Origin of the sequence: Pseudofrankia sp. EUN1h, from assembly GCF_001854645.1 — a bacterium.
Classification (GTDB): domain Bacteria; phylum Actinomycetota; class Actinomycetes; order Frankiales; family Frankiaceae; genus Pseudofrankia; species Pseudofrankia saprophytica.
In genome coordinates this window covers 121,114-140,671 of the sequence record NZ_MBLN01000073.1, presented here as the reverse complement: position 1 = coordinate 140,671, position 19,558 = coordinate 121,114, and the positions used below count along the sequence as shown (strand labels likewise).

The 19,558-nt window shown below is 74.3% G+C and carries 13 protein-coding genes and 1 riboswitch; of the genes, 5 read left to right on the top strand and 8 right to left on the bottom strand.

The window, feature by feature from the left end; genetic code table 11:
• Positions 1-47: 47 nt before the first annotated feature.
• Positions 48-1,427, bottom strand: a complete 1,380-nt coding sequence (locus BCD49_RS28860; protein WP_007512637.1) for a bifunctional DedA family/phosphatase PAP2 family protein — start codon at positions 1,425-1,427, stop codon at positions 48-50.
• Between the two features lie 194 nt (positions 1,428-1,621).
• On the opposite strand from BCD49_RS28860, the gene BCD49_RS28855 reads away from it, so the two are divergent.
• Entirely contained in the window at positions 1,622-3,157 is a 1,536-nt protein-coding gene (locus BCD49_RS28855; protein ID WP_007512635.1) for an MFS transporter, read from the top strand.
• 102 nt (positions 3,158-3,259) lie between these two features.
• Positions 3,260-3,973: an HAD family hydrolase gene (locus BCD49_RS28850; protein WP_007512632.1), complete on the top strand. Its 714-nt coding sequence runs from the start codon at positions 3,260-3,262 to the stop codon at positions 3,971-3,973.
• Positions 3,974-3,979: 6 nt separating this feature from the next.
• On the opposite strand, the gene BCD49_RS28845 is transcribed toward BCD49_RS28850, so the two are convergent.
• Together BCD49_RS28845 and BCD49_RS28840 are read right to left on the bottom strand one after the other, a co-directional pair.
• On the bottom strand, positions 3,980-4,345 hold the full coding sequence (locus BCD49_RS28845; RefSeq protein ID WP_007512631.1) for a roadblock/LC7 domain-containing protein: 366 nt from the start codon (positions 4,343-4,345) through the stop codon (positions 3,980-3,982).
• 243 nt (positions 4,346-4,588) lie between these two features.
• Positions 4,589-4,954, bottom strand: a complete 366-nt coding sequence (locus tag BCD49_RS28840; protein ID WP_007512629.1) for a hypothetical protein — start codon at positions 4,952-4,954, stop codon at positions 4,589-4,591.
• Between the two features lie 190 nt (positions 4,955-5,144).
• Here BCD49_RS28840 and BCD49_RS28835 point away from each other — a divergent pair, with 190 nt between their 5' ends.
• The 3 genes from BCD49_RS28835 (at position 5,145) to BCD49_RS46215 (ending at position 7,841) form a co-directional block, all read left to right on the top strand.
• Entirely contained in the window at positions 5,145-6,032 is an 888-nt protein-coding gene (locus tag BCD49_RS28835; protein WP_007512627.1) for a hypothetical protein, read from the top strand.
• Positions 6,033-6,294: 262 nt separating this feature from the next.
• A complete protein-coding gene (locus BCD49_RS28830; protein ID WP_007512625.1) occupies positions 6,295-6,978 on the top strand; it encodes a hemerythrin domain-containing protein in 684 nt (227 codons plus the stop codon).
• Positions 6,979-7,265: 287 nt separating this feature from the next.
• Positions 7,266-7,841 (top strand): helix-turn-helix domain-containing protein, encoded by a 576-nt coding sequence (locus BCD49_RS46215; RefSeq protein WP_007512623.1) that lies wholly within the window; start codon positions 7,266-7,268, stop codon positions 7,839-7,841.
• Between the two features lie 16 nt (positions 7,842-7,857).
• Here the strand turns inward: BCD49_RS46215 and BCD49_RS28820 are convergent, their stop codons facing one another.
• From BCD49_RS28820 to BCD49_RS44350, 5 genes are all read right to left on the bottom strand, one after another.
• Positions 7,858-11,769: a hypothetical protein gene (locus BCD49_RS28820; protein ID WP_071042113.1), complete on the bottom strand. Its 3,912-nt coding sequence runs from the start codon at positions 11,767-11,769 to the stop codon at positions 7,858-7,860.
• Entirely contained in the window at positions 11,762-12,757 is a 996-nt protein-coding gene (locus BCD49_RS28815) for a DUF3293 domain-containing protein (RefSeq protein ID WP_007512619.1), read from the bottom strand. The genes BCD49_RS28820 and BCD49_RS28815 overlap by 8 nt, the downstream gene beginning before the upstream one ends.
• Before the next feature lie 56 nt (positions 12,758-12,813).
• Positions 12,814-12,925: riboswitch (SAM riboswitch) on the bottom strand.
• A 279-nt stretch (positions 12,926-13,204) separates the two neighbouring features.
• Complete coding sequence (locus BCD49_RS28810) at positions 13,205-15,919, bottom strand: PASTA domain-containing protein (RefSeq protein WP_083401757.1); 2,715 nt, start codon at positions 15,917-15,919, stop codon at positions 13,205-13,207.
• Between the two features lie 406 nt (positions 15,920-16,325).
• Positions 16,326-16,721 carry a VOC family protein gene (locus BCD49_RS28805; protein WP_007512613.1) on the bottom strand — a complete coding sequence of 132 codons (396 nt, stop codon included), beginning with the start codon at positions 16,719-16,721 and terminating at the stop codon, positions 16,326-16,328.
• Between the two features lie 40 nt (positions 16,722-16,761).
• A complete protein-coding gene (locus BCD49_RS44350) occupies positions 16,762-19,479 on the bottom strand; it encodes a transglutaminase-like domain-containing protein (protein ID WP_157845197.1) in 2,718 nt (905 codons plus the stop codon).
• Between the last annotated feature and the right edge of the window lie 79 nt (positions 19,480-19,558).

Genomic DNA, 19,558 nt, shown 5'->3' with positions numbered 1-19,558 from the left:
CGAGCGGCGGCGGCCGGCGTCACTGGGACCTCGCTACTCGAACCTCGCTACTCGGGCGCCGCTGTCGTGGTGGGCGCGTCGGGGTCGGCCGGTTCGAGGTCGGCGGGTTCTGAGCCGGCCGGTTCTGGGCCGATCGGTTCGGGCGGCTTCGGCGACCATCGCCGGTAGACGCACACGAGGCTCGCGGCCAGCGCCAGCCAGGCGACCCCGAAGGACCAGCCGCCGGCGACGTCGCTGGGCCAGTGGACGCCCAGGTAGACGCGGGACAGCCCGACCGCGACGGCGAGCACCGTCGCCAGGGCGCCGACGGCCACGGCGGCCACCCGGCCGCGGGACAGGATCCGCAGCAGGAGGACGGCCGCCAGGCCGTAGCCGATCGTCGCCATCGCGGTGTGGCCGGACGGGAAGGCGTAACCACCAGGCTGGACGAGCCACAGCGCCCGCGGCGGCCGTGGGCGGGCGATCGCCTGGTTGATCGCCACCCGCACCGCCTGGCCCGCCCAGAGCACCGCGATCGCGCCGACGGGCAGCACCCACTGCCGGGTCCGCCACCACAGGGCCATACCGAGCGCGCCCACCACCGCGTAGACGAAGGGCCCGACGCCCAGGTTGGTGACGGTGCGTGCGACCGGCGTCAGCCAGCCGGTGCGCTCGTCGACGACGTCCCGCAGCAGACGGGGATCCGCGCCGATCGCGCCGTGGCTGTTCGTCACGTCCTCGACGAGGACACCGAAGATCGATCCGCTGGCGACGAGGACCAGCAGGGAGACGGCGAGTGCGCGGCCGGGCCGCGGCACCCAGCCGAGGTGGCGGTCCGCCCAGCCGCGCAGCCGCTCGGACCGGCGAGCGGCTCGGTAGAGCAGGGCGAGGACGATCACGGCGAGCAGGCCGAAGGAGATCAGGCTGAGCTGGTGCTCCGCCGCCTGGTAGCTCGCGCCGGCCGCGTAGCCGATCAGCGTCGCCATGGTCACCCAGGCCAGGCCGCCGACGACGTTGAACGGCAGGAACGTGCGGTAGGGCAGCTGGCTGGTGCCGGCCATGCCCGGCACCAGCGCGCGCAGCGCGGCGGTGAACCTGCCGATCAGCACYGCCCAGCCGCCGCGCCGGCGCAGCAGGGCGCGGGCCCGGTCGACGTGGTCGGGCTTGACCAGCCGGTGCGGGAGCCGCTTCAACAATCGGTCGCCGTAGCGCCGGCCGACCTCGTAGCCGACGCTGTCGCCGATGACCGCGCCCGCGGTGGCGACGACGATGACCGCCCACAGCGGCAGGCGGTGGGAGTGGGCCAGCACCCCGGCGACGATCACGGCGACCTCGCCGGGGACGATCACCCCGAGGAACAGCGAGGCCTCCGCCGCCGGCAGCGCGAACGCCAGCGTCAGCACCAGCCACGGTGGCAGGTTGATCAGCCCGTCGATGGCGTGGCTCACTCGCTGACCACCTCCTCCTTTCTTCCCTCCGTCGGGTTGACGCGGCGTCGCGTGCTGATGTCACCCCGGCCACATAACCGGAAGAAGCTCTTCCGTTTGTGTTACCGTGAAGGGAGCGATCTCCGGTGCTACCGGTCGGTGACTGGTGGGTCGGACAAACTCCTCCTTCCCGCATCCAGACTCCGGGACCACATATGACCGAGCTGTCGACGCAGTCCCCGCAGACCGAGGTCCAGCCGCCGGCCGAGATCCAGCCGCGGACCGAGGTCCAGTCGACGCCCCGACCGGTTCGACAGGGTCGCCCCGCCGCCACGATGATCGCGGTGGGTGACCACGTGCAGGCTGACCGTGCCACGCTGGTCCTGGTAGTCGTCGGCATTGGTGCGCTCATGGTGTCGCTGTCGCAGTCGATGCTGATCCCCGTGCTCTCGACGCTGCCCACCGAGCTGCACACCAGCGCCAGCACGGTGGAATGGCTGCTGACCTCGACCCTCCTGGTGGCCGCGGTGGCGGTGCCGGTGATGGGCCGGCTCGCCGACATGTTCGGCAAGCGCCTGTTGCTGCTGGTCGCGCTGGGCGCGCTGGTCGTCGGCTCGCTGATCGACGCCGTCACGGACAACATCCCGCTGCTGATCGTGGGCCGCTGCTTCCAGGGCGCCTCGGTCGCCGCCGTCCCGCTCGGGATCAGCCTGCTCGCCGTGCTGCTGCCACGGGAGCGGGTGGCGACGGGAATCGCCACGATCAGCGCGATGATGGGCGTCGGCGCGGCGGTCGCCCTGCCGCTCTCCGGCCTGATCGCCCAGCACCTCGGCTACCACGCCCTGTTCTGGCTCATCGGCGGCGGCGGCGTCCTCACCTTCGCCGGCGTGCTCGGCTTCGTGCCGGAGGCGGCGCAGCGCAGCGGCGGCCGCATCGACCTCGTCGGCACCCTGCTGCTCGCCGCGGGGCTGATGGCGATCATGCTGCCGCTCGCCGAGACCGCCAACTGGGGCTGGGGCTCGCCCCGGGTGATCGGCCTGCTCGCGGCCGGCGCCGTGCTGCTGGTGGTGCTCGGCTGGGCGGAGCACCGGATCCGCCAGCCGCTCGTCGACATGAACTCGCTGCGTCGTCGGCCGCTGATCCTGACGAACCTCGCCTCGCTGCTGTTCGGCTTCGCGCTGTTCGCCTCCCTGCTCGGCACCGCGTCCTACGTCCAGGCGCCGGCGGAAAGTGGCTACGGCTTCGGCTCGTCGATGCTCGTCGGCGGCCTGTGCGTGCTGCCGAGCGGCATCGGCATGCTGCTGCTCGCACCGGTCTCGGCGCGGATGGTCGCCTGGCGGGGGGCCGGGCAGACGCTGGCCGCCGGCGCCGTGATCGTCGCGGCCGGGTGGATCGTGCGGATCCTCGCCACCGGCGCGCTGTGGGAGATCATCGTCGGCACGACCATCGTCGGGATCGGGACCGGCGTCGGCTACGCCGCCATGCCCTCGCTCATCAACGCGTTCACGCCCCCGTCGGAGATCGCGGCGGCGAACGGCCTGAACTCCCTGTTCCGGGCGATCGGCAGCTCGCTGGCCAGCGCGATCGGTGGCAGCGTGCTGGCCGCCGAGACGGTGAGCCTGGGCGCGAGCACGCTGCCCTCGCTCACCGGCTACCGGGTGCTGTTCGGCATCTGCGCCGCCGCGGGCGTCCTGGCCGCGGTCGCCGCGCTCGCGGTCCCGAACCGCCGCGTCGAGCGCGTCGAGGCCTGAGAGTCGAGGCCTGAGGTCGGGGCGGCGCCCTCGGCGGGGCCGCCGGGCGGTAATGGGCGAAATCCGGTCGACGAGGGCGCCCGGGTCTGTTCAGATCGGGACGTGGAATCAGGGACGACGACGGCTGGCGCGCGGTTCACACTGGTTTTCGACGCGGATGACACGCTGTGGGAGAACAACCTGCACTTCGAGCGGGTGATCGACGACTATCTGGACTGGCTGGCCCATCCGACGCTGGAGCGGGCCGCGCTGCGCGCKATGCTCAACGACGTCGAGCGGGCGAACGCGGCGGCGCACGGCTACGGGAGCAAGGTCTTCCTGCGCAGCCTGCATGACCTGTTCGAGCGCCTGCGGGAGCGCCCGGTGGACTCCAGGGAACGCCTCGAGATCGCCGAGCTGGCGGCCGCGCTCCTGGACCATCGCGTCGAGCTGATGCCCGAGGTCGCCCAGACGCTACGTGAGCTTGGCGATCGACACGAGCTCGCGCTGCTCACCAAGGGCTCGCCGGAGGAACAGCAGGCCAAGATCGACGCCTCGGGCCTCGCGTCGTGTTTCGGGGTCGGCACCTACATCGTGGCCGAGAAGAACCTCGAGGCCTACGAGCTGCTGGCGCGCGAGCTGGCCCTGGACCCCGCGGCGACGTGGATGATCGGGAACTCGCCGAAGTCGGACATCCTGCCGGCCCGCGCCGCCGGGTGGGGAGCCGTCTTCATCCCGAACACGAACACCTGGGCGCTGGAACACGCGGAACTCGACTCCGCCGACCCGGGCGTGCTCCAGCTCCGGACGTTCGGCGAGCTGCTGCGCCACTTCTGAGCGGTCTCACGCGGCCAGCAGCTCGCCGAGCCGGTTGACGGCGGGCCGTGAGTGCAGGTGCAGCCGGTTCATGTCCAGCCCCTCGTCGCCCAGGACCACGAGCAGGTTGGTCTCGCGGACGGCATAGACCACGATGTGGCCACCCTCGCAGCGGGTGATCACCTCGCGCAGCTCGCCCATGCCGACCTCCGCGCCGGTGCTCTTGCCCAGGCCGAGGGCGACGGCGGCCATGGCGGCCAGTACCTCCGGACGCACGTCGCTCGCGTCGTGGGCGATCAGCAGGCCGTCTACCGACGCGACCGCGCTGTTCGTCACCCCGGTGACGTGCTCACGTAGCGTCGTGAGCTCCGCCAGAATGGTCTCGGTATTCATTCGACGTACTCATCGCATTCCTAGTAGGGCCGCCCGGCGAGCGCCAGGTAATCGCTCGCCAAAGGCTAGGCCGACGCCGAGGGTGTTTTGGCGCGGCTCGCCGTGCCCCTCTCGCGCCGCGCTGGCCGCGATATTCGGGCAGACAGGTGAACCGAATCACCGACGGCTGGTGGAAACTTCCGGTCAAGCGACGGGAAGTGGTGCCGCGGCCTCGCGGGCCGGCGGGCCCTTACCTGACGGCCGTCAGACGCTCAGCTCACGTTCGATCGACCGGAGGTTGTGGCGGGCGAGCGCGAGGTTCGAGCGGGAGCGGTCCAGCGCCAGGTAGAGGAACAACCGGTTCTCCCCGCGGCTGAGGAGGCGGATGAGGTGGTACTGCCGGTCTAGGGTGATCAGGATGTCCTCGATCGCCTCGCGTATACCCAGGGCCTCCAGGGTCCTGGCCTTGGCGCGGACCACGTCGGTGTTGCCCGCAGCGGCGATCTCGAGGTTCAGCGTGCGCCCGCCGCCCGCCGCGCCGAGCATCATCCCGCTCTCGTAGTCGACCAGGGCCGCTCCGAGTGCCCCGTCGATCGCCATCGCTTCCTTGAGGGCGGTCTCGATGTCCATTTCGCTACCTTCCGTCCCAGCGCAAGCCCGTGGTTGTGGTTAAATAGGGGCTGCTCTGAGGCAATTTTCCGGCGCTTGTGTGCTCGTTGGGTCAGTCGATAGCACTTGGTTACTGGTGACCATATCCTTTGCTTCGTCAACCTTGTTGTCGACCGACACGTTTGGGCAGGTGACATGACGGGGCTACTTCGTGACGGATAGTCGGCTGTTCCTCACCACTTTGTCTCGCCTCGGCGACGAAGAGTTCACGGGAACGCTTCGGGCCGAGGGCATCCGGGTCGGCGGCACGATCGTTCTTGATTCGGGTCTGGTCATCGCGGCCGAAACCGCCGCCGCGCCCGGCCTGGAACCGCTGCTGCTCCGCTCGGGTCGGATCTCCGGCGAGGACTGGACGGAGACCTTCGCCCAGGCCGCACCAGAGGGGCGCCTGCGCGCCGCGCTGGTGGAGCGTGGCCTGCTGGGAAGCGCCTCCGTGCAGGTGCTGACGCAGACCGCCGCCATGGACGCCGTGTTCGCGCTCGCGCTCGCCGAGGTCCACACCTGTCTGCCGGATCCGGCCGGGCCCAGCATGCCGCCACTCGTGCCCATCGTGCCCGGGATGGACGTCGGCCGAGTGGTGCGCGAGACGCGCCGCCGGCTGGACGTCGCGGCCGGCTGGCGCGAGCTGGGTCTGGACCCGTGGGTACGGCCGCACCCCACGGCCTCGGACCCGCCGATCGACGAGGGCCGGGCGGAGATCCTCACCCGTGTCAACGGCCGCCGGACGTGCCGGGACATCGCCTTCCTGCTCGGCCGAGGCCTGTACGCCGTCATGTCTGATCTCGGGCTGCTGCTCCAGGACGGCCAGATCGCCCTGCGACCGCCCGGGCCCGCCGCCGTCGCCAGCCCGCCTGGCCCAGCTCGGCCGGGCCGCGTGCCACCCCCGACCGCCGCGAGACGCTCGACCGCCGAGGACCGCCCTGGACTACCCCTCGAGTCCGCCGAATCCCTCGAGTCCGCCGAACCCACGGACGCCGTGGACGCGGGCGCGCCCCGGCGTCGTCTCCTGCCCCGGTGGAACGCGCGCGGCCTCCCGTAGCCACGGCGCCGTGGGGGAGCGTGACGGACGGTATCGGTCGTGGTCGTCGCCGCGTGATACTCGCTGGTCCCGCGTTCGAGGAGCCAGCTACCAGGGCAGGTGGTGCTAGCACGTCAATGGGCGCCTGAGCGTCGTCCGGCGGGCGACAGGCCGGCCGCGGCGGTGCCGCGCCCAGGTGATGCTCCGTCCGCTCCCGAACCGACCCGCCTCCCGCGGGCCGACACCTCGGGTGACGGAGTCGAACCACAGGAGGAGCGCCCCCATGTCCACGTCCGACCACCTGCAGTCCATCCGCCTGCTGCATGACGCGATGCGGGTCGAGTACGGCAGGCTCGCCGCCGTCGCCCCGCGGCCGCGCGACGCCGAGCATGCCGCGCTCATCGAGGACCAGATCGCCCTGACGCTGCGGACGCTGCACCACCACCACACGGCCGAGGACAGGCACTTCTGGCCGGTACTGCGCACTCGGGAGCCGGGCGCCGTCGCCGGGCTCGACCGGCTGGAGGCCCAGCACGCCGAGATCGACCCGCTGGTCACCATCGCCGGCGACACCACCATCCCGCTCGCCGAGCGCGCGGGCGCGCTCGCCGAGCTCCAGGTGCTGATCAACGCGCATCTCGACGAGGAGGAGGCGGTCGCCTTCCCGCTCATCCTCGAGCACCTCACGCTGGCCGAGTTCGAGGAGATCGACAAGGACGTCCAGGGGAGCTTCAACCGTCGCGACATCCCGGTCATCTACGGGTGGCTCGCGAGCGTGGCCGACGCCCCGACGCGTGCCGCCGTGCTGGCCACGGTTCCGTTCGTGCCACGGCTGCTGTTCAAGCTCATCTGGGCGCCTGCCTACCAGCGTCGGTCCAACCGCCTCTACGCCGGAGCCGCGGCCGCGACCGCGACCGCGACCGCCGACGGGTCTCGCGAGCGGGCGGCCACGAGCCGGATCGCGTGACCTGCCCGAAGCCCGAGGAGACCCCGCCTGGCCGCGTGGTGGACGAGCACGCCGACATTGTTCGTCGTCATTAACGACGACCCGCCTCTTTCGTACGTTTCTCCCCTCATGTCGGGAGACCGGCCGTCACGACAATGAAGGCATAGCTATCCACGCGTCGACGGCGCGCCGACCCCGGTCCACCGCGAGGCCTGGGGTTTCCGACCAGGGCGTCTCGGTGGTAACACCGTGGTCCCGCGTGTTCCCGATTGATCGGTTCGGGCGGTCCGGGCGGTATTGTTTGCTGTATGACAAAGAGCGGGGAACGTCACCTTCGCGCGGTCCACGAGGACTGGCGCTCCGTCGCCACCGCGCTGGGGGCGCGAATGTCGACCCGGCGGGTCAGCCAGCAGGAACTGGCACTCGCGGCCGGAGTGTCGGTCGCGACGCTGCGGGTGCTCCAGCGCGGCAACAGCGGCCGGCGCGTACAGAACTCGACGTTGTCCGCGGTCTCGCGGGCGCTCGGGTGGCCCGACGATCACCTTGTCCGCATACTGCTCGGCGATCAGTACCCGGGACCGGCCACCAGCGAGGGGACCCACCCCGGTGATCCGTCGGCGCCACCCGGCCCGGCGGCCCCGACCGCCGGGCCGGCCGATGAGACGTACGCGGATCGCCCGGCGGGCGAGCCTCCCTCGAGCGTTCCCGAAACCGGCCCCGCCGCGGCGGAACCATCGGTCGGCGAACGCACGACTCCCCGGGTCGTGGTGACCCGGCAGCCGGCCGGCACCGCCCCGGCCGACCTTCCCGAACAGATCCTGCTGACCCTGCGCCGCATCGAGCGGCGGGTCGAGGACATAGCCCGGCACCTCGTGCGGGCCTGAGATCGGCCGGCCCGAGCTATCGGGCCGGCCGAGCCAGCGGGGTGGTGAGTAGGCGGGCGGCGGCGTGGGCCTGAGTGATGGCGATGCGCCAGGCGGCGCCGACGACCGAGCCGACCGACTCCGGCGACGGCCACAGCAGGCAGGCGGGCGGAAGGCAGATCCGGTAGGTGAGCGTTCCCGTCTTCTCGTGCGCGATCCAGGCGCCGCAGGTCGCCATCGGGGGGAGGCCACCCACCGCGGTGAGCTCGGCGTCGCCCGCCTGCCGCTCGGCGGCGTCCGGGTCGCCGAGGCCACCGGGACGGCCGGACTGGGCCAGCCGGGCCAGGCCAGCGGTCGACGTGACGCCGGGGTCGAGGTGGACGTCGAGAACCATCACGCCCGAGCCGTAGAACGGGTGGTCGCTGGGGTAGGGCGGGGCGAGGCGGGCGACGGCGCCGCGCGCCCGCCGTCCAAGCCCCAGCTCCCCGGCGAGCGCCAGCCCGACGTCGGTCTCGGTCTCCGTCTCGGAGCCGAACCCGAGGCTCGCGTCGGGACCTGTGCCCGACCCGCCCTCCTGGATCGACCAGGTCGAGGGGTCGGCGTCACCGCCCGGTCCGGAAAGCTGCCGCGCCCCGGGGGCGCTGGGCTCCGTCAGCACGTTCGGTTCGGCGAGCACGAGAAAACCGGCGCCCTCCCCGTCGTCCGCGATCAGGCCGTCGAACAGCAGCCGGTCGAGGGCGTCGCGGACGTGACCGTCCCCGAACGCGTTCCCCAGATGGCCGGGCACCGTCAGCGGCGGGGCGCCCGACGGGCTCAGCTCGAAGGCGACGGTCAGGTCGGGCAGCCAGGTCCGGCTGCCGGACGTCAGCGCGGTGAGCAGCAGCGCCAGCGACCCGCGCAGGTCATCGAGCCCGGCGTCGATCCGGGTGAGCATCCGAGGCCGGTCCGGCGCGCTGGTCGGCTGCGCGAGCCGCGGCCAGCTCATCAGCTCCTCGTGCACCGGTGGCGTGTACGGCCGCGCCAGCTCGACGATGACCACCTCCCCCGCCTCCTCGCCCGCTTCGGCGGAGGCGGAGACGGAGATGCCGCCTGAGGACAGAGCCCCCTCGGCCGGCAGAGCCCCTTCGGTAGGCAGAGCGCCTTCGGCCGACAGATCGCCTTCCGAAGACGGAGCGCCTTCAGAGAACGGAGCGCCCTCCGAGGACGGAGCGCCTTCCGAGGACAGCGCCCCTCGCGTGGACGGATCGGCGGCGCGGTCGGCGACGCGGGCCGTGAGCGTGAGCCCGGACGGGTAGTCGAGCACGGCGCGAAACGCGCCGAACAGCGACGGCAGCCCGGCGGCCAGCTCGACCGCGGATCGCCCGTCCGTCAACGGCGCCACGGGCGAGTCGGCGAGGCCGACGAAGACGATCCACTGCTGGAGACGCAGCAGCTTCCCCAGCGCCGCGGCCAGCTCGTCGGGATGCTCGCCGAGCAGCGTCTCCGGGAAGAACCAGGTGGTCAGGCACGGGGTGTCGGCCGCGTCCAGGCCCCAGCCACCGACCACGGTGAGATCGTCGACCGCCGCCTCGGTGAGCAGGGACCGGTTGCGGTCGTTGCACCAGGCGGCCCGGTCGTCGACGTCGCCGGGCAGATAGTCGAGGTAGGTCCGCGCCCGCACCCCGGGCCCGAGCTCGGGGTGCTCGGTCACGAGCAGCTCGCCGCGGCCGCGCGCCGCGGGGCCGGACGGGTCGAACGTGCGGGTCCACCACTCGACGGTGAGCGCGCGGCCGGGCTGGTGGCTGATGACGCGGTGCGGCGGAGCCATCAGCCCCGTCAGCGCGACCGGAAGCACCAGCGGGCGTACCTGGGCGGCCGGGATGGTCTCGCGGGCCCGGTCCCGGATGTCGGGCAGCACGTCGAACAGCACGTCGCGGCTGGGGCGGGGACCACTCGTCGGGTGCGCCGAGGCGGCCGCGACGGTGCCGTGCCCCGGGCCGCCGAGCCGGGTGAGCTCGACGGCCGCCTCGGCGGCGCGGACCAGTTGGTCGATCGCCACGAGCCGCGCCCAGATCCGGTCGGGCGTCCAGGCCATCGGCCCGACGTGGATCCTGGCGACGGCCTCGACGATGCCGGTCGCCGGGTCGAGTACCAGCGCCGAGCGGCCGTCCTCGGCGTTGCGGCGGGCGAGCAGCCGCAGCAGGTCGGGGGTCGCCCGCACGCCGCTGGCCACCTCGGTCGAGATGCGCAGCGAGCCGGCGCGCCGGCCGTCGGGCACGGGCCGCGGCGTCACCCGGACGCGTTGGCGCCCGCGGTGCGGCCACCAGTCGAAACCGGCGTCGTCCAGCACCGACCATTCGATGTCCGGGCCGACCAGCCCGGAGTAGAGCGTGTCCAGCACGAGCGCCGGCTCGTCGCCGCCGACGATGCTCGCCGCGAACGCGAGCCCGGCCGGCTGCCGGGAGGCCGGGCCGACCGGGCGACGGTCGAACCGGACGAGCTCCTCGTCCGGGAGAAGCAGCCGGCGGGCGAGCAGCGAGGCGCCGGCGGCGGCCAGCAGGATCTCGCGCAGCAGCCCCTGGGCGGTCAGCTGGTCGGCGGCCGCGAGCGCGTTCGGCAGGAAGAGCTGCCAGGTGGGCTGGTCACCCTGCATGGCCCAGGCGCCGATGCCGTGCGCACCGCCCGGGTCGACCACGTCCTGGCGGTTGAGCGCGGCCAGCAGCCCCGTGAGGTCGTCGCCAGGGCGCAGGTGCACCGGTGTCCGCATGCTGATGACGAGGCCCTCGCCGGCCAGGGGATGCGGATCCTGCCGGCTGGCCCGCACGACGCTCGTCAGCGAGCCCGCCGTCTCCCGCGTGGTCACGACCTCCACGGGACGGTCGTCCGGGGCCTGGAACGGCCCCCAGCCGAACGGCACCTCGCAGCGGAAGCCGCGCCCGTCACCCGAGCCCCAGACCGGGCCGCCGTCCATCTCCTGGTCGTAGYGCAGCTCGTCGAAGGCGGTCAGCAGCCCGCGCCACAGCGCGGTGCTGTCGGCGTCGGCTTCGGCGTCGGCGGGCGGCACGTCGTGGTACTGGGCGATCGGGTGCCGGCCCGGGCGGGCCTGGCCTTCCGCGTCGCGATACACGAACGGGACTCCCGCGACCTCGTCGTGCAGCCCGGCGTCGAGGGCACCGACCGCGGTCGCGATCTGGTCGCTGACCGCGGCGACGGCGAGCTCGGCGAGCGCGGACCCGCCCTCCTCGCCGAGGACGTCGTCCGAGTCGGTGTCGTCGCCTTCTTCCTCATCCTCGTCGGGCTGTTCGCGCCGTCCGACGACGAACGAGCAGGACAGGTAGAGCACGTTGGCCTTGCTGCCCTCGTCGGCGCCGAGGTCAAGCTCGCCGGCGGCGGCGGGCGGCTCGTCGCCGGGGACCTCGGCCTCCCCGAGCGCGGGGGGCTGATCGTCGGCCGCCTCCGAGGCCTCGTCCGAGCCGGCCGTGCCTACCGGCCACGCCGACTGCATCGACTGCGCCGGCTGCACCGGGCTCGGGTCGGGCGGCGGCTCCTGCTCGGCCGGTTCGTCACGGCCGAACACGGCCTGGAGCGGGATGCCGCCCTGGCCGTCGTCCTCGTCGTCGTCCAGGTCGTCGTCCGGCTCGTCCCGGTAGGGGATGGCGGGCCAGGGGCCGACCAGCCAGCGGTTGAGCATGCTCTCGTTGTTGCGTCGCCCGCACAGCGCGACCGCCCGCGCGAGATCGTCGACGGTCGCGACCGGCGTCGTGACCCGCAGCACGGCGACCGACGAGGCGCCCCCAGGCACGGGGAGCAGCTCGAGCAGGGTGCCGAGCTCGCTGTGGCGCCAGACCAGTCCCRTTCCGTCCGGGCCCTGGCCGATCCATTCGTGCTCGGCGTCCAGCTGGTTCAGGACGTGCTCGCGCAGCCGCGCGGCGAGGGGGAGCCCGGTGTTGAACGCCACCGGCTCACTCATTGCCACCCCCGTGCTCCCGCGGGGTGGTCGAGGCGTCTCCCTTCGCCGCGTTCGCGGGCCTCGGCGAGGTGGGCTCGTCCACCGGCGAGGTGGGTGCCGCGTCCGAGGGGGATCCCACGTTCGGCTGGGAGCCGGCGCCCGACGGCGCCGCCGAGCCCGCCGAGGGCGCGGTTGGCTGGCCCGGCACGGTCGGTTCGGTCACCGTCGACGGCGCGTCGCCGGCCTGGTCCCTGGCCCTGGCGATCGCCGCGGCCTCGGCGGCCTCAGCCTCGGCGGCGAGGATGGTCTCCAGTGCCGCGTCCGCCCCAGTCGTCGCGGCGCCGGCCGCCGGCCGGGAGGCCAGCGGGTCCGGCAGCGGTGTCGCGACGCGGGAGACGCGCCAGCCGAGCTCTCGCGGCGTGACCAGCTCGTCGCAGGGGACGAGCGACCAGGCCGCCGGCGTCCATTCGAAGATCGCGTCCTGCTCGAACTCGGCGCCGAGTTCCTGCGCCCGGGCCCTGGTGAGGCCGGCGACGGCGATGCCGAGCTCGGCGTGCTTCTCGCCGCGGACCGCCGGCCACGAGGGCAGCCCGGTCGCGGCGACCCTGCCGGCGAGCGCGCGCTGACGGCTGGCGTTCTCGTGCGGGCGCAGCGGCCGGGAGCGCGGGTTGAACGCGGTGAGGACGTGGACCCGCTCGACATCGGAGAACGGGAAGTCCCCGTCGGTGGTGCCGCGTGCGGCCGGGGCCACCACCACGGTCGCGCCGCCGACGCCGATGCGGACCGGGCTCGGCCGGTAGCCGGCGAGCCGCCGCTCCGCGTCCGCCGCGGCGCGCAGCCGGCCGAAGGCGTCGTCCAGGCGCGCGACCTCCGGCCGTCGCCAGTCCGGGTCGTGAGCCAGCAGGTCGTGGCGGCGGTCGAGGTACGAGCGGGAGGCGGCCGCCGCCGTGGCTTCGGGCTGAGCGCCGAGGAGCGCCAACAGCTCTGCACGGCCGCGATTCGGACGCATCGACACGTATACCTCCGGGGGCCTCGGTGGACCCCCGTGCCCATGTCGGCTCGGGAGATCCGCGTTATCGCCGCCGGCTGCCGCCGAAGACGATCAGGTCGTTCCCTGGGGCACCTTGCGCGAAGGTTGCCGGACGACGAGCCAGGTCTTGACGCCATCCTCTTGACCGCGCCCTAGATTAGGACCTCCGTATACGTATCGCAAGGTTTGTGCCACCCGTGCTGGATCCACTGAATGCATGGTGATGGTACCGACGTGGTCCGACAGATTTTCCCCGCTCCCAAGAACTCCGGGCGCGTCTCCGAACGGCGGGAACCATCGGCCGTACATGCCGGACATGTGCATGATCCGGCCGGCCCGGGGAAACCCATGGCCCGGGTGCTGGTCCGGCTCGGTGCCGTCGCGGCCTGGCCTGGCTGGACGTGACCGAGACGAGACCAGGCCCGGTCAGGGCGTGGCTGCCGACGGGGTGACGGTCGGCGTGGCGGTGCCGGTCGGGCCGGTCGGCGGGCCGGAGGAGCTGGGCGCGTCCGGGGCCCTGGCGATGGTCAGCGTGACGCTCGAGCCGCGTCGTACGGAGCCCGACTCCGGCGACTGCGCGAGCACCGTGCCGACCGCCTGATCGCTCACCTGCCGGACCACGGTCACGCCGAGCCCGTACGAGTTGAGCGTCTTCTCGGCCTGTGCGCGCTGGGTCCCCACCGTATACGGAACCGTGACCTGCGTGCTGACGACCGTGATCGTCACCTTGCTGTGCAGCGCGACCTGGCTGCCCGGCACCGGGTCCACCGTCTCCACCAGGCCAGCGCCGACACCCGCCGGCCCGGTGTCGTACCTGACTGTGACGACGAGCCCGGCGCCTTCCAACGCCGCGCGCGCGTCCGCCTCCGGCTGATTGACGACGTCGGTCACGGTGGTGTGCCCCGGGCCACTCGACACGGTCAGCGTCACGGTCGCGTTCTTGGCCGTCGACCCGCCCGCGGGTGGGTCGGTGGCGGTCACCGTGCCGGCGGTGGCGGAACTCGCCACGTAGGCGAGCGCGATGTCGGTGAAGCCGGCGGCCCGCACGGCCGTCTGCGCCTCGTCGGTCGGCTTCCCGATGACGTCCGGCATCTTCGCCAGCGACCGGGTGCCGACGGGCACGATGACCGTGATCGTGACCTTCGAGCCGGCCGCCAGCTGGCTGCCCGCGTCCGGGTTCACGGCGGCGACCCGTCCGGGGCCGAGGAAGGACCGCGCCGTGCTCGTCCGCACCACGACGGTGAGGCCGGCGTCCTGCAGGGTGCCCCTCGCCGCGGCCTCGGTGAGCCCGACGACCTCCGGCACCTTGATGGACTCCAGGCCGGCCGACACGACCAGTGTGATCGTCTCCGTCGCCTCCAGCCGGCTGTCGCCACCCGGCCGGACCTGCAGCACCGTGCCCTTGGTCTTGATGTTCGGTGTCATCTCGCGGCGCAGATGGCTGAACCCCGCCGCGCGCAGCCGCTTCTCCGCGTCGGCCGCCGTGAGACCCACCAGGTCGCCGGGCACGGTGAGCTCGGAGGCGGCGGCGAGGACACCCGACTGACCCCCGCCGGGTGGCCGGTCCAACGCGGCGTTGGCCGCGACGCCCACGGCCACCAGGGCGACCAGGACGCTGAAGGCGCTGATGATCGTCGTCCAGGGCAGCCGCACGGGCAGGGCGAGCCGGGCGAGCCGCGCGTGCCGGCGGCGCGGGAGGGCTTCGCGGCGATACTGGCGATCGGCCGTGGTCGTGGGCGCCTCGAGGTACTCCTCGAGCTGCGCGCCGCCCCCGCGGCCCGCCAGCGTGAGCGTCTCGGCGGTCCGCTCCTTCGGCTGGCCTCCCCGCAGCACGACCGTGTCCATGGGCGCGGGCCCGTCGCCGTTCGAGCCGGTGTCGACGGCGGCGAGGTGGGCGGGTGTCCCCGCGTCCGCCCCGGGGGCGTCGCCATCGCTGGCGGCGGCGGCGATGTCCGCCGGGATCGGGCCGGACCCGACCGTCGGGTTGTCGTCGCCCGTGGCGGTCGTCGGCGCGGCGACGCCGGTGAGGTCCGGATCCTGGGCGGCCTGGGCGTCCGGTGCCTCCGACGCTGTCGAGAAGTCCGGTTTCGCCTGGGCCGGGATCGGTGGCGCCAGCGCGTTCGCCTGGTCGGTCGCCCCGGTGGCCGGGTAGGCGGCGCCGACGACCGGCACGATCCCGCGCGTCGAGCTGAGCGTCTGCAGCCGGCTGACGATCTCGCCGGCGGTCGGGCGCTCCGCGGGGTCGCGGCGCATCGCGTCGCGCACGACGTCGGCGAGCGACGCGTCGACGCCGTCGAGGTCGGGGTCGTTGTTGACGATGCGGAACAGCACCGCCGGCACGGCGCCGCCCCCGAAGGGCCGCCGCCCGGTGGCGGCGAAGATCATCAGGCCGCCCCAGGCGAAGACGTCCGCCGCGGCGGTCACCCGCTCGCCGCGCGCCTGTTCCGGAGCCATGAACGCGGGGGTGCCGACCACCAGGTCCCTGGTCACGGTCACGCTGTCCGGCGTCCAGGCCACACCGAAGTCGATCACGCGTGGGCCGAACTGGGAGAGCAGCACGTTGGACGGCTTGAGGTCGCGGTGCACCAGGCCGGCGGCGTGGATGACGATCAGGGCGCTGCCCACGCTGACCGCGAGCCGTTCGACGTCGGCGGATCCGAGCGGGCCGTGGGAGGCGACCGTCTCGGCCAGTGACGGGCCGTCGACGAACTCGGTGACCAGGTAGGGAGCCCCGTCCGGGGGGTCGACCGCGTCGAGCACCTCGGCGGTGCAGTACCGGGCGACCCGCTGGGCGACCTCGGCCTCCCGCCGGAAGCGGGCCCGGTACTCGGGATCGTCGGCGAGCTCCGCCCGGACGACCTTGACCRCCACTCGCCGGCCTGCCGGCGAACGTCCCAGGAAGACGGTGCCCATGCCGCCCTCGCCGAGGCGGGTCAGCAGCTCGTAGCCGCCGAGCTCGCGCGGGTCCGACGGGCGCAGCGGACTGCCGGGCAGCGGCGGTGTCCGCGTGGCCGAGCGCGGCGGGTCGGGCGACTCGAGGCCCGGATCCGCGGCGCCGTCGTGGGGGAGCGCCGGCTCGTCGCCCGCGGACAGGCCTGGCCTGAGCGCGGGCGAGCCGGCCCCGCCTCCGCGTGAGTCCACGTCGCCCCCGGGATGCACCTTGAATGTGGTCGGACGGCAGCGCGTCCCTCCATCAGGACGCACAGCGCGACAGTCTGGTTGTCTTCTGTCGTATACCCGACAGGTCCGACAGCGTTTGCGACCGACTCGCCGGGAGGCGATCGGCCAGCCACGCTGGGTGTTCGCTCAGCAGGCGCCGCGGCCGCGGCGCGCCGGCCACCGCGGCGCGGCCCCCTCCGTCCTGGCACTGACGGATGAGAAGGCCCATGGGTGGGTGACGCGACGGACGGGCAGAGGCGCCGGCGAGCGAGGTCCCGAGAGATATGACGCCATTGTCGCGCTTCGATGCGGGCCGGCGCCGGGGGCTGGCGAGCGTTGGCCATCCGGCGTTTCAGCGGCGAGCGCGCGATCCACCGGCGGGGCCGGCCTAGGCAGGGCCGATGAGGTCCCAGCGGTTGCCGGCGATGTCGAGGAAGACGACCACCTTGCCGTAGGGCTCGGTGCGCGGCTCCGTCACGAAGGTGACGCTCGCGGCGACCAGCCGCCGGTAGGTGGCCCCGAAGTCGTCGACGTTCAGGAAGAATCCGACCCGGCCGGCGACCTGGTCGCCGATGGCCGCCGCCTGGCGCTCGCCGTCGGCGCGGGCGAGCAGGATGCCCGTCTCGGCGCCGGGCGGCCGGACCACGACCCAGCGCTTCGGGCGCGCCGTGTGCGTGGTCACCGCCGGCGAGTCCTCGACCAGCTCGAAGCCGAGAACGTCGGTGAAGAACGCGATCGCGGGGTCGTAATCCTCGACGATCAATGCCACCAGTCCGAGTCGCACGCGACGAACCTATCGGCCCGCAACCCGGCCAGCCCTGGCGCTATCGACCGAGAACGCGCCGGGGTGCCAGGCGGGTGGCCAGGCGGCGACGAGGGGACGCCGCTCGCCGGGCGGCCCGCTCGACGGTGGTCGCCAGGCGCCGTGCCTCGTCGGCCGCGCGGGCGCCCCAGGGGCCTTCCCAGCCGGCCGCCGCGTTTCCGGCGGCGCCGGGCGCGCCGGCCCCGGGCGCGCCGGCCGGCTCGGGCGGCTCGGCGGGCAGCCGCCGCGGCCGGACGCTCGCGCCGTTCGTCGAGGCGATGCCCGCGCCGGAGTCCGGGCCGAACAGCGCGAGCGTCGCCAGGTTCGCGAGGCCGCGCAGGGAGCTCAGGCCGGACCCCCGCCCCGTGCCGTGCTCTCCCGCGCCACCGACCGCGCTCGCGCCGAGCTGGACGACCTCGGTCGGGCTCGCCGAGTCGGGCACCGGCACACCCGCCGAGGCGAGCGCGTCGAGGGCATGCGTCCAGGCGAGGACCACCCGTTCGCGCGGCCGGCGGCGGGCGGACAGCCGGCGCCGGCGGCGCGCCGCCGGCCGGGCGAACGCGACCAGCAGATAGCCGGCCAGGAGCGCGGCCGCGGTGAGCCCGGCCGTCGCCAGCGGCCCGCGGATGTCGGCGGCTCGGCCGGGCGACGGCGCGACCGTGACGGCCGGTCGCGCCACGGTCGCCGGAGCGGTCAGCGGCCCGCGCACCGCCGCGTCCACCGCCGCGGCCTGCGTCGCTGACTCGCCCTGGCCGGAGCCCGCGAGCGCGGCGCCCCGGGAGTCGGTCGCCGCCGGCGTGGGGAAGAAGGGCAGCCAGCCCGCGCGGTCGAAGCGAACCTCCGCCCAGGCGAGCGCGTGGCGCCCGGTCACGGTGACAGTCGCGGACCCGGCCGGCGCGTCGGGAGCGAAGCCGACGACCACCCGGCTCGGCAGGCCGAGGATGCGGGCGGCCAGGACGAACGTGGTCGCGAACTGCTCGGACGTGCCGCGCCGGGTGTCGGCGACGAAGTGCTCGACGTGGGCGAGTGAGTGGCCCGGCGGCACCTGGGGGTCGAACTGGAAGTTGGTCGCGAGGTAGTGCTGTAGCAGCGCGGCCTGCTGGAACGGGCCGTTGCCCTGGCCGGCCGCGACCTTCGCCAGCGCGCGCAGCACCGGCGGGACGTCGGCCGGCAGGGCGAGGTACTCGGCGTCCGCGGCGGCGGTCGCCGTCGTCGCGGTGGTCAGCGCGGCGAGCTCGCCCAAGGGGTGGGTCGGCCGCGGCGCGGACACGACGGTGAACCGCTCACCCGTGGCGAGCGGCGCCGTCCGCAGCAACAGGCCGTCGGCCAGATCGACGGCGAAGCCGCCGCCGCCCGCGCCCGCCGCACCCGCCGCCGTACCCCTCGCGCCCGCGGTGGCGGCGGGTGGACCGGTGGGCGCGGCGAGCTCGACCGGCCGGTCGAGCGCCGGCAGGAGCTGGCCGGTCAGGCCGGTGACCGTCAGCTGCTGGACGACCCGCGCGCCGCCGTCTTCGGCTCCGGCGTCGGCTCCCGCGCTGGTGGGCACCACCTGGCCAGCCCGGGTGTAGCGGGCGGGCGACGTCCAGGTGGCGCCGTCGAAGCCGGACAGCACGGCCAGCCGCAGCGGGACCGGCCCGGCGCCCTGGCCCGTCAGCCGGACGGTGAACAGGGCCTCGTCGGGGTGGGTGCTCCAGCCCGCGAGCGCGGACAGCGGGTTCAGCCCGTCGACCGGCGTGGCCGGTGTGGACCGGTACGCCCGCGGGTCGACCGGTGCGCCCGCGCCCAGAGCCGCCGGCAGCTCGCCCCCCGCCGCGAGCCCCGCGGCCACGACCACCGCCAGCGCCGCCGTCGCCCGCGCCGCCCCCGGCAGGCGCGACGGCCGGTCCGGGCCGACCGTGATCCGCGGCGGTGGCCCAGCCGTCGGCCGGCGGACCAGCGCGAACAGCCCAGCGAGCACCGTCAGAGCCGCCGCGGGCACCAGGTTCGACCCGGCCGCCGGGAGCGAGGCGGCGGTCCCGGCGAGCAGCCCGAGCAGAGCGGGCAGGGCGGGCAGCAACCTGGCCCTGGTACGCACGGCCAGCTCGGCGCCCACGGCGGCGGCGAGCCAGACGACCAGGACCGGGACGACGAGCAGGTCCGGCTCGGCCGGGGACGGCACCGCGACGTCGAGCAGCCGCGCCGGCCCGCCCACCACGCCGTCGCGGACCGTCGCGAGCCGGTCGAGCGGCCCTCCGGAGGCGATCATCGTGCCGGCGGTGGCGACGAACCCGGCCGTCCACAGCAGCGCCGAGAGCGCGAACGGCGCGGGCCGGCCCCGCCGCCAGGACACCGCCCCGACCAGCACGACCGGCCCGGCGGCCGCCGCCGGGATGGCCAGTCGCAGGTCGACGGGGGAGAACAGCCGCAGGAAACCCCAGCCGTCGACCGCCGCGAGCCCGGCGACGAGTACCAGAGCGAGGACGCGTCGCGGCCACCGCTGCGCCGGCCCGTCCGGGCGGTCCCGTTCCAGGCCGAACACGACGAGAGACCGGCGCGGTCCCGCCCGGCCGGCGGCTCGCCGGTCAGACCCACCGGGCGCGGCCCGCCGCTCCCGCCCGCCGCCCCTGGCGTCAGCGGCGTCAGGGGTGTTGGAGGTATCCGGGCCGCCGCCTCCGCCGCGACCGCTGGGGTCGGTGTCACCGTGGCCCGCACCGGTCCGCGACCCGGGGACGGGCACGGGCACGGGCACGGGTGCCGCCATCGTCGGCGCCTCCGACAGCCTGGCCATGGGTACCGTCGGCGCGGTCGGTGAGTCGATCTTCCCTCGTGGCCGCGGCCTG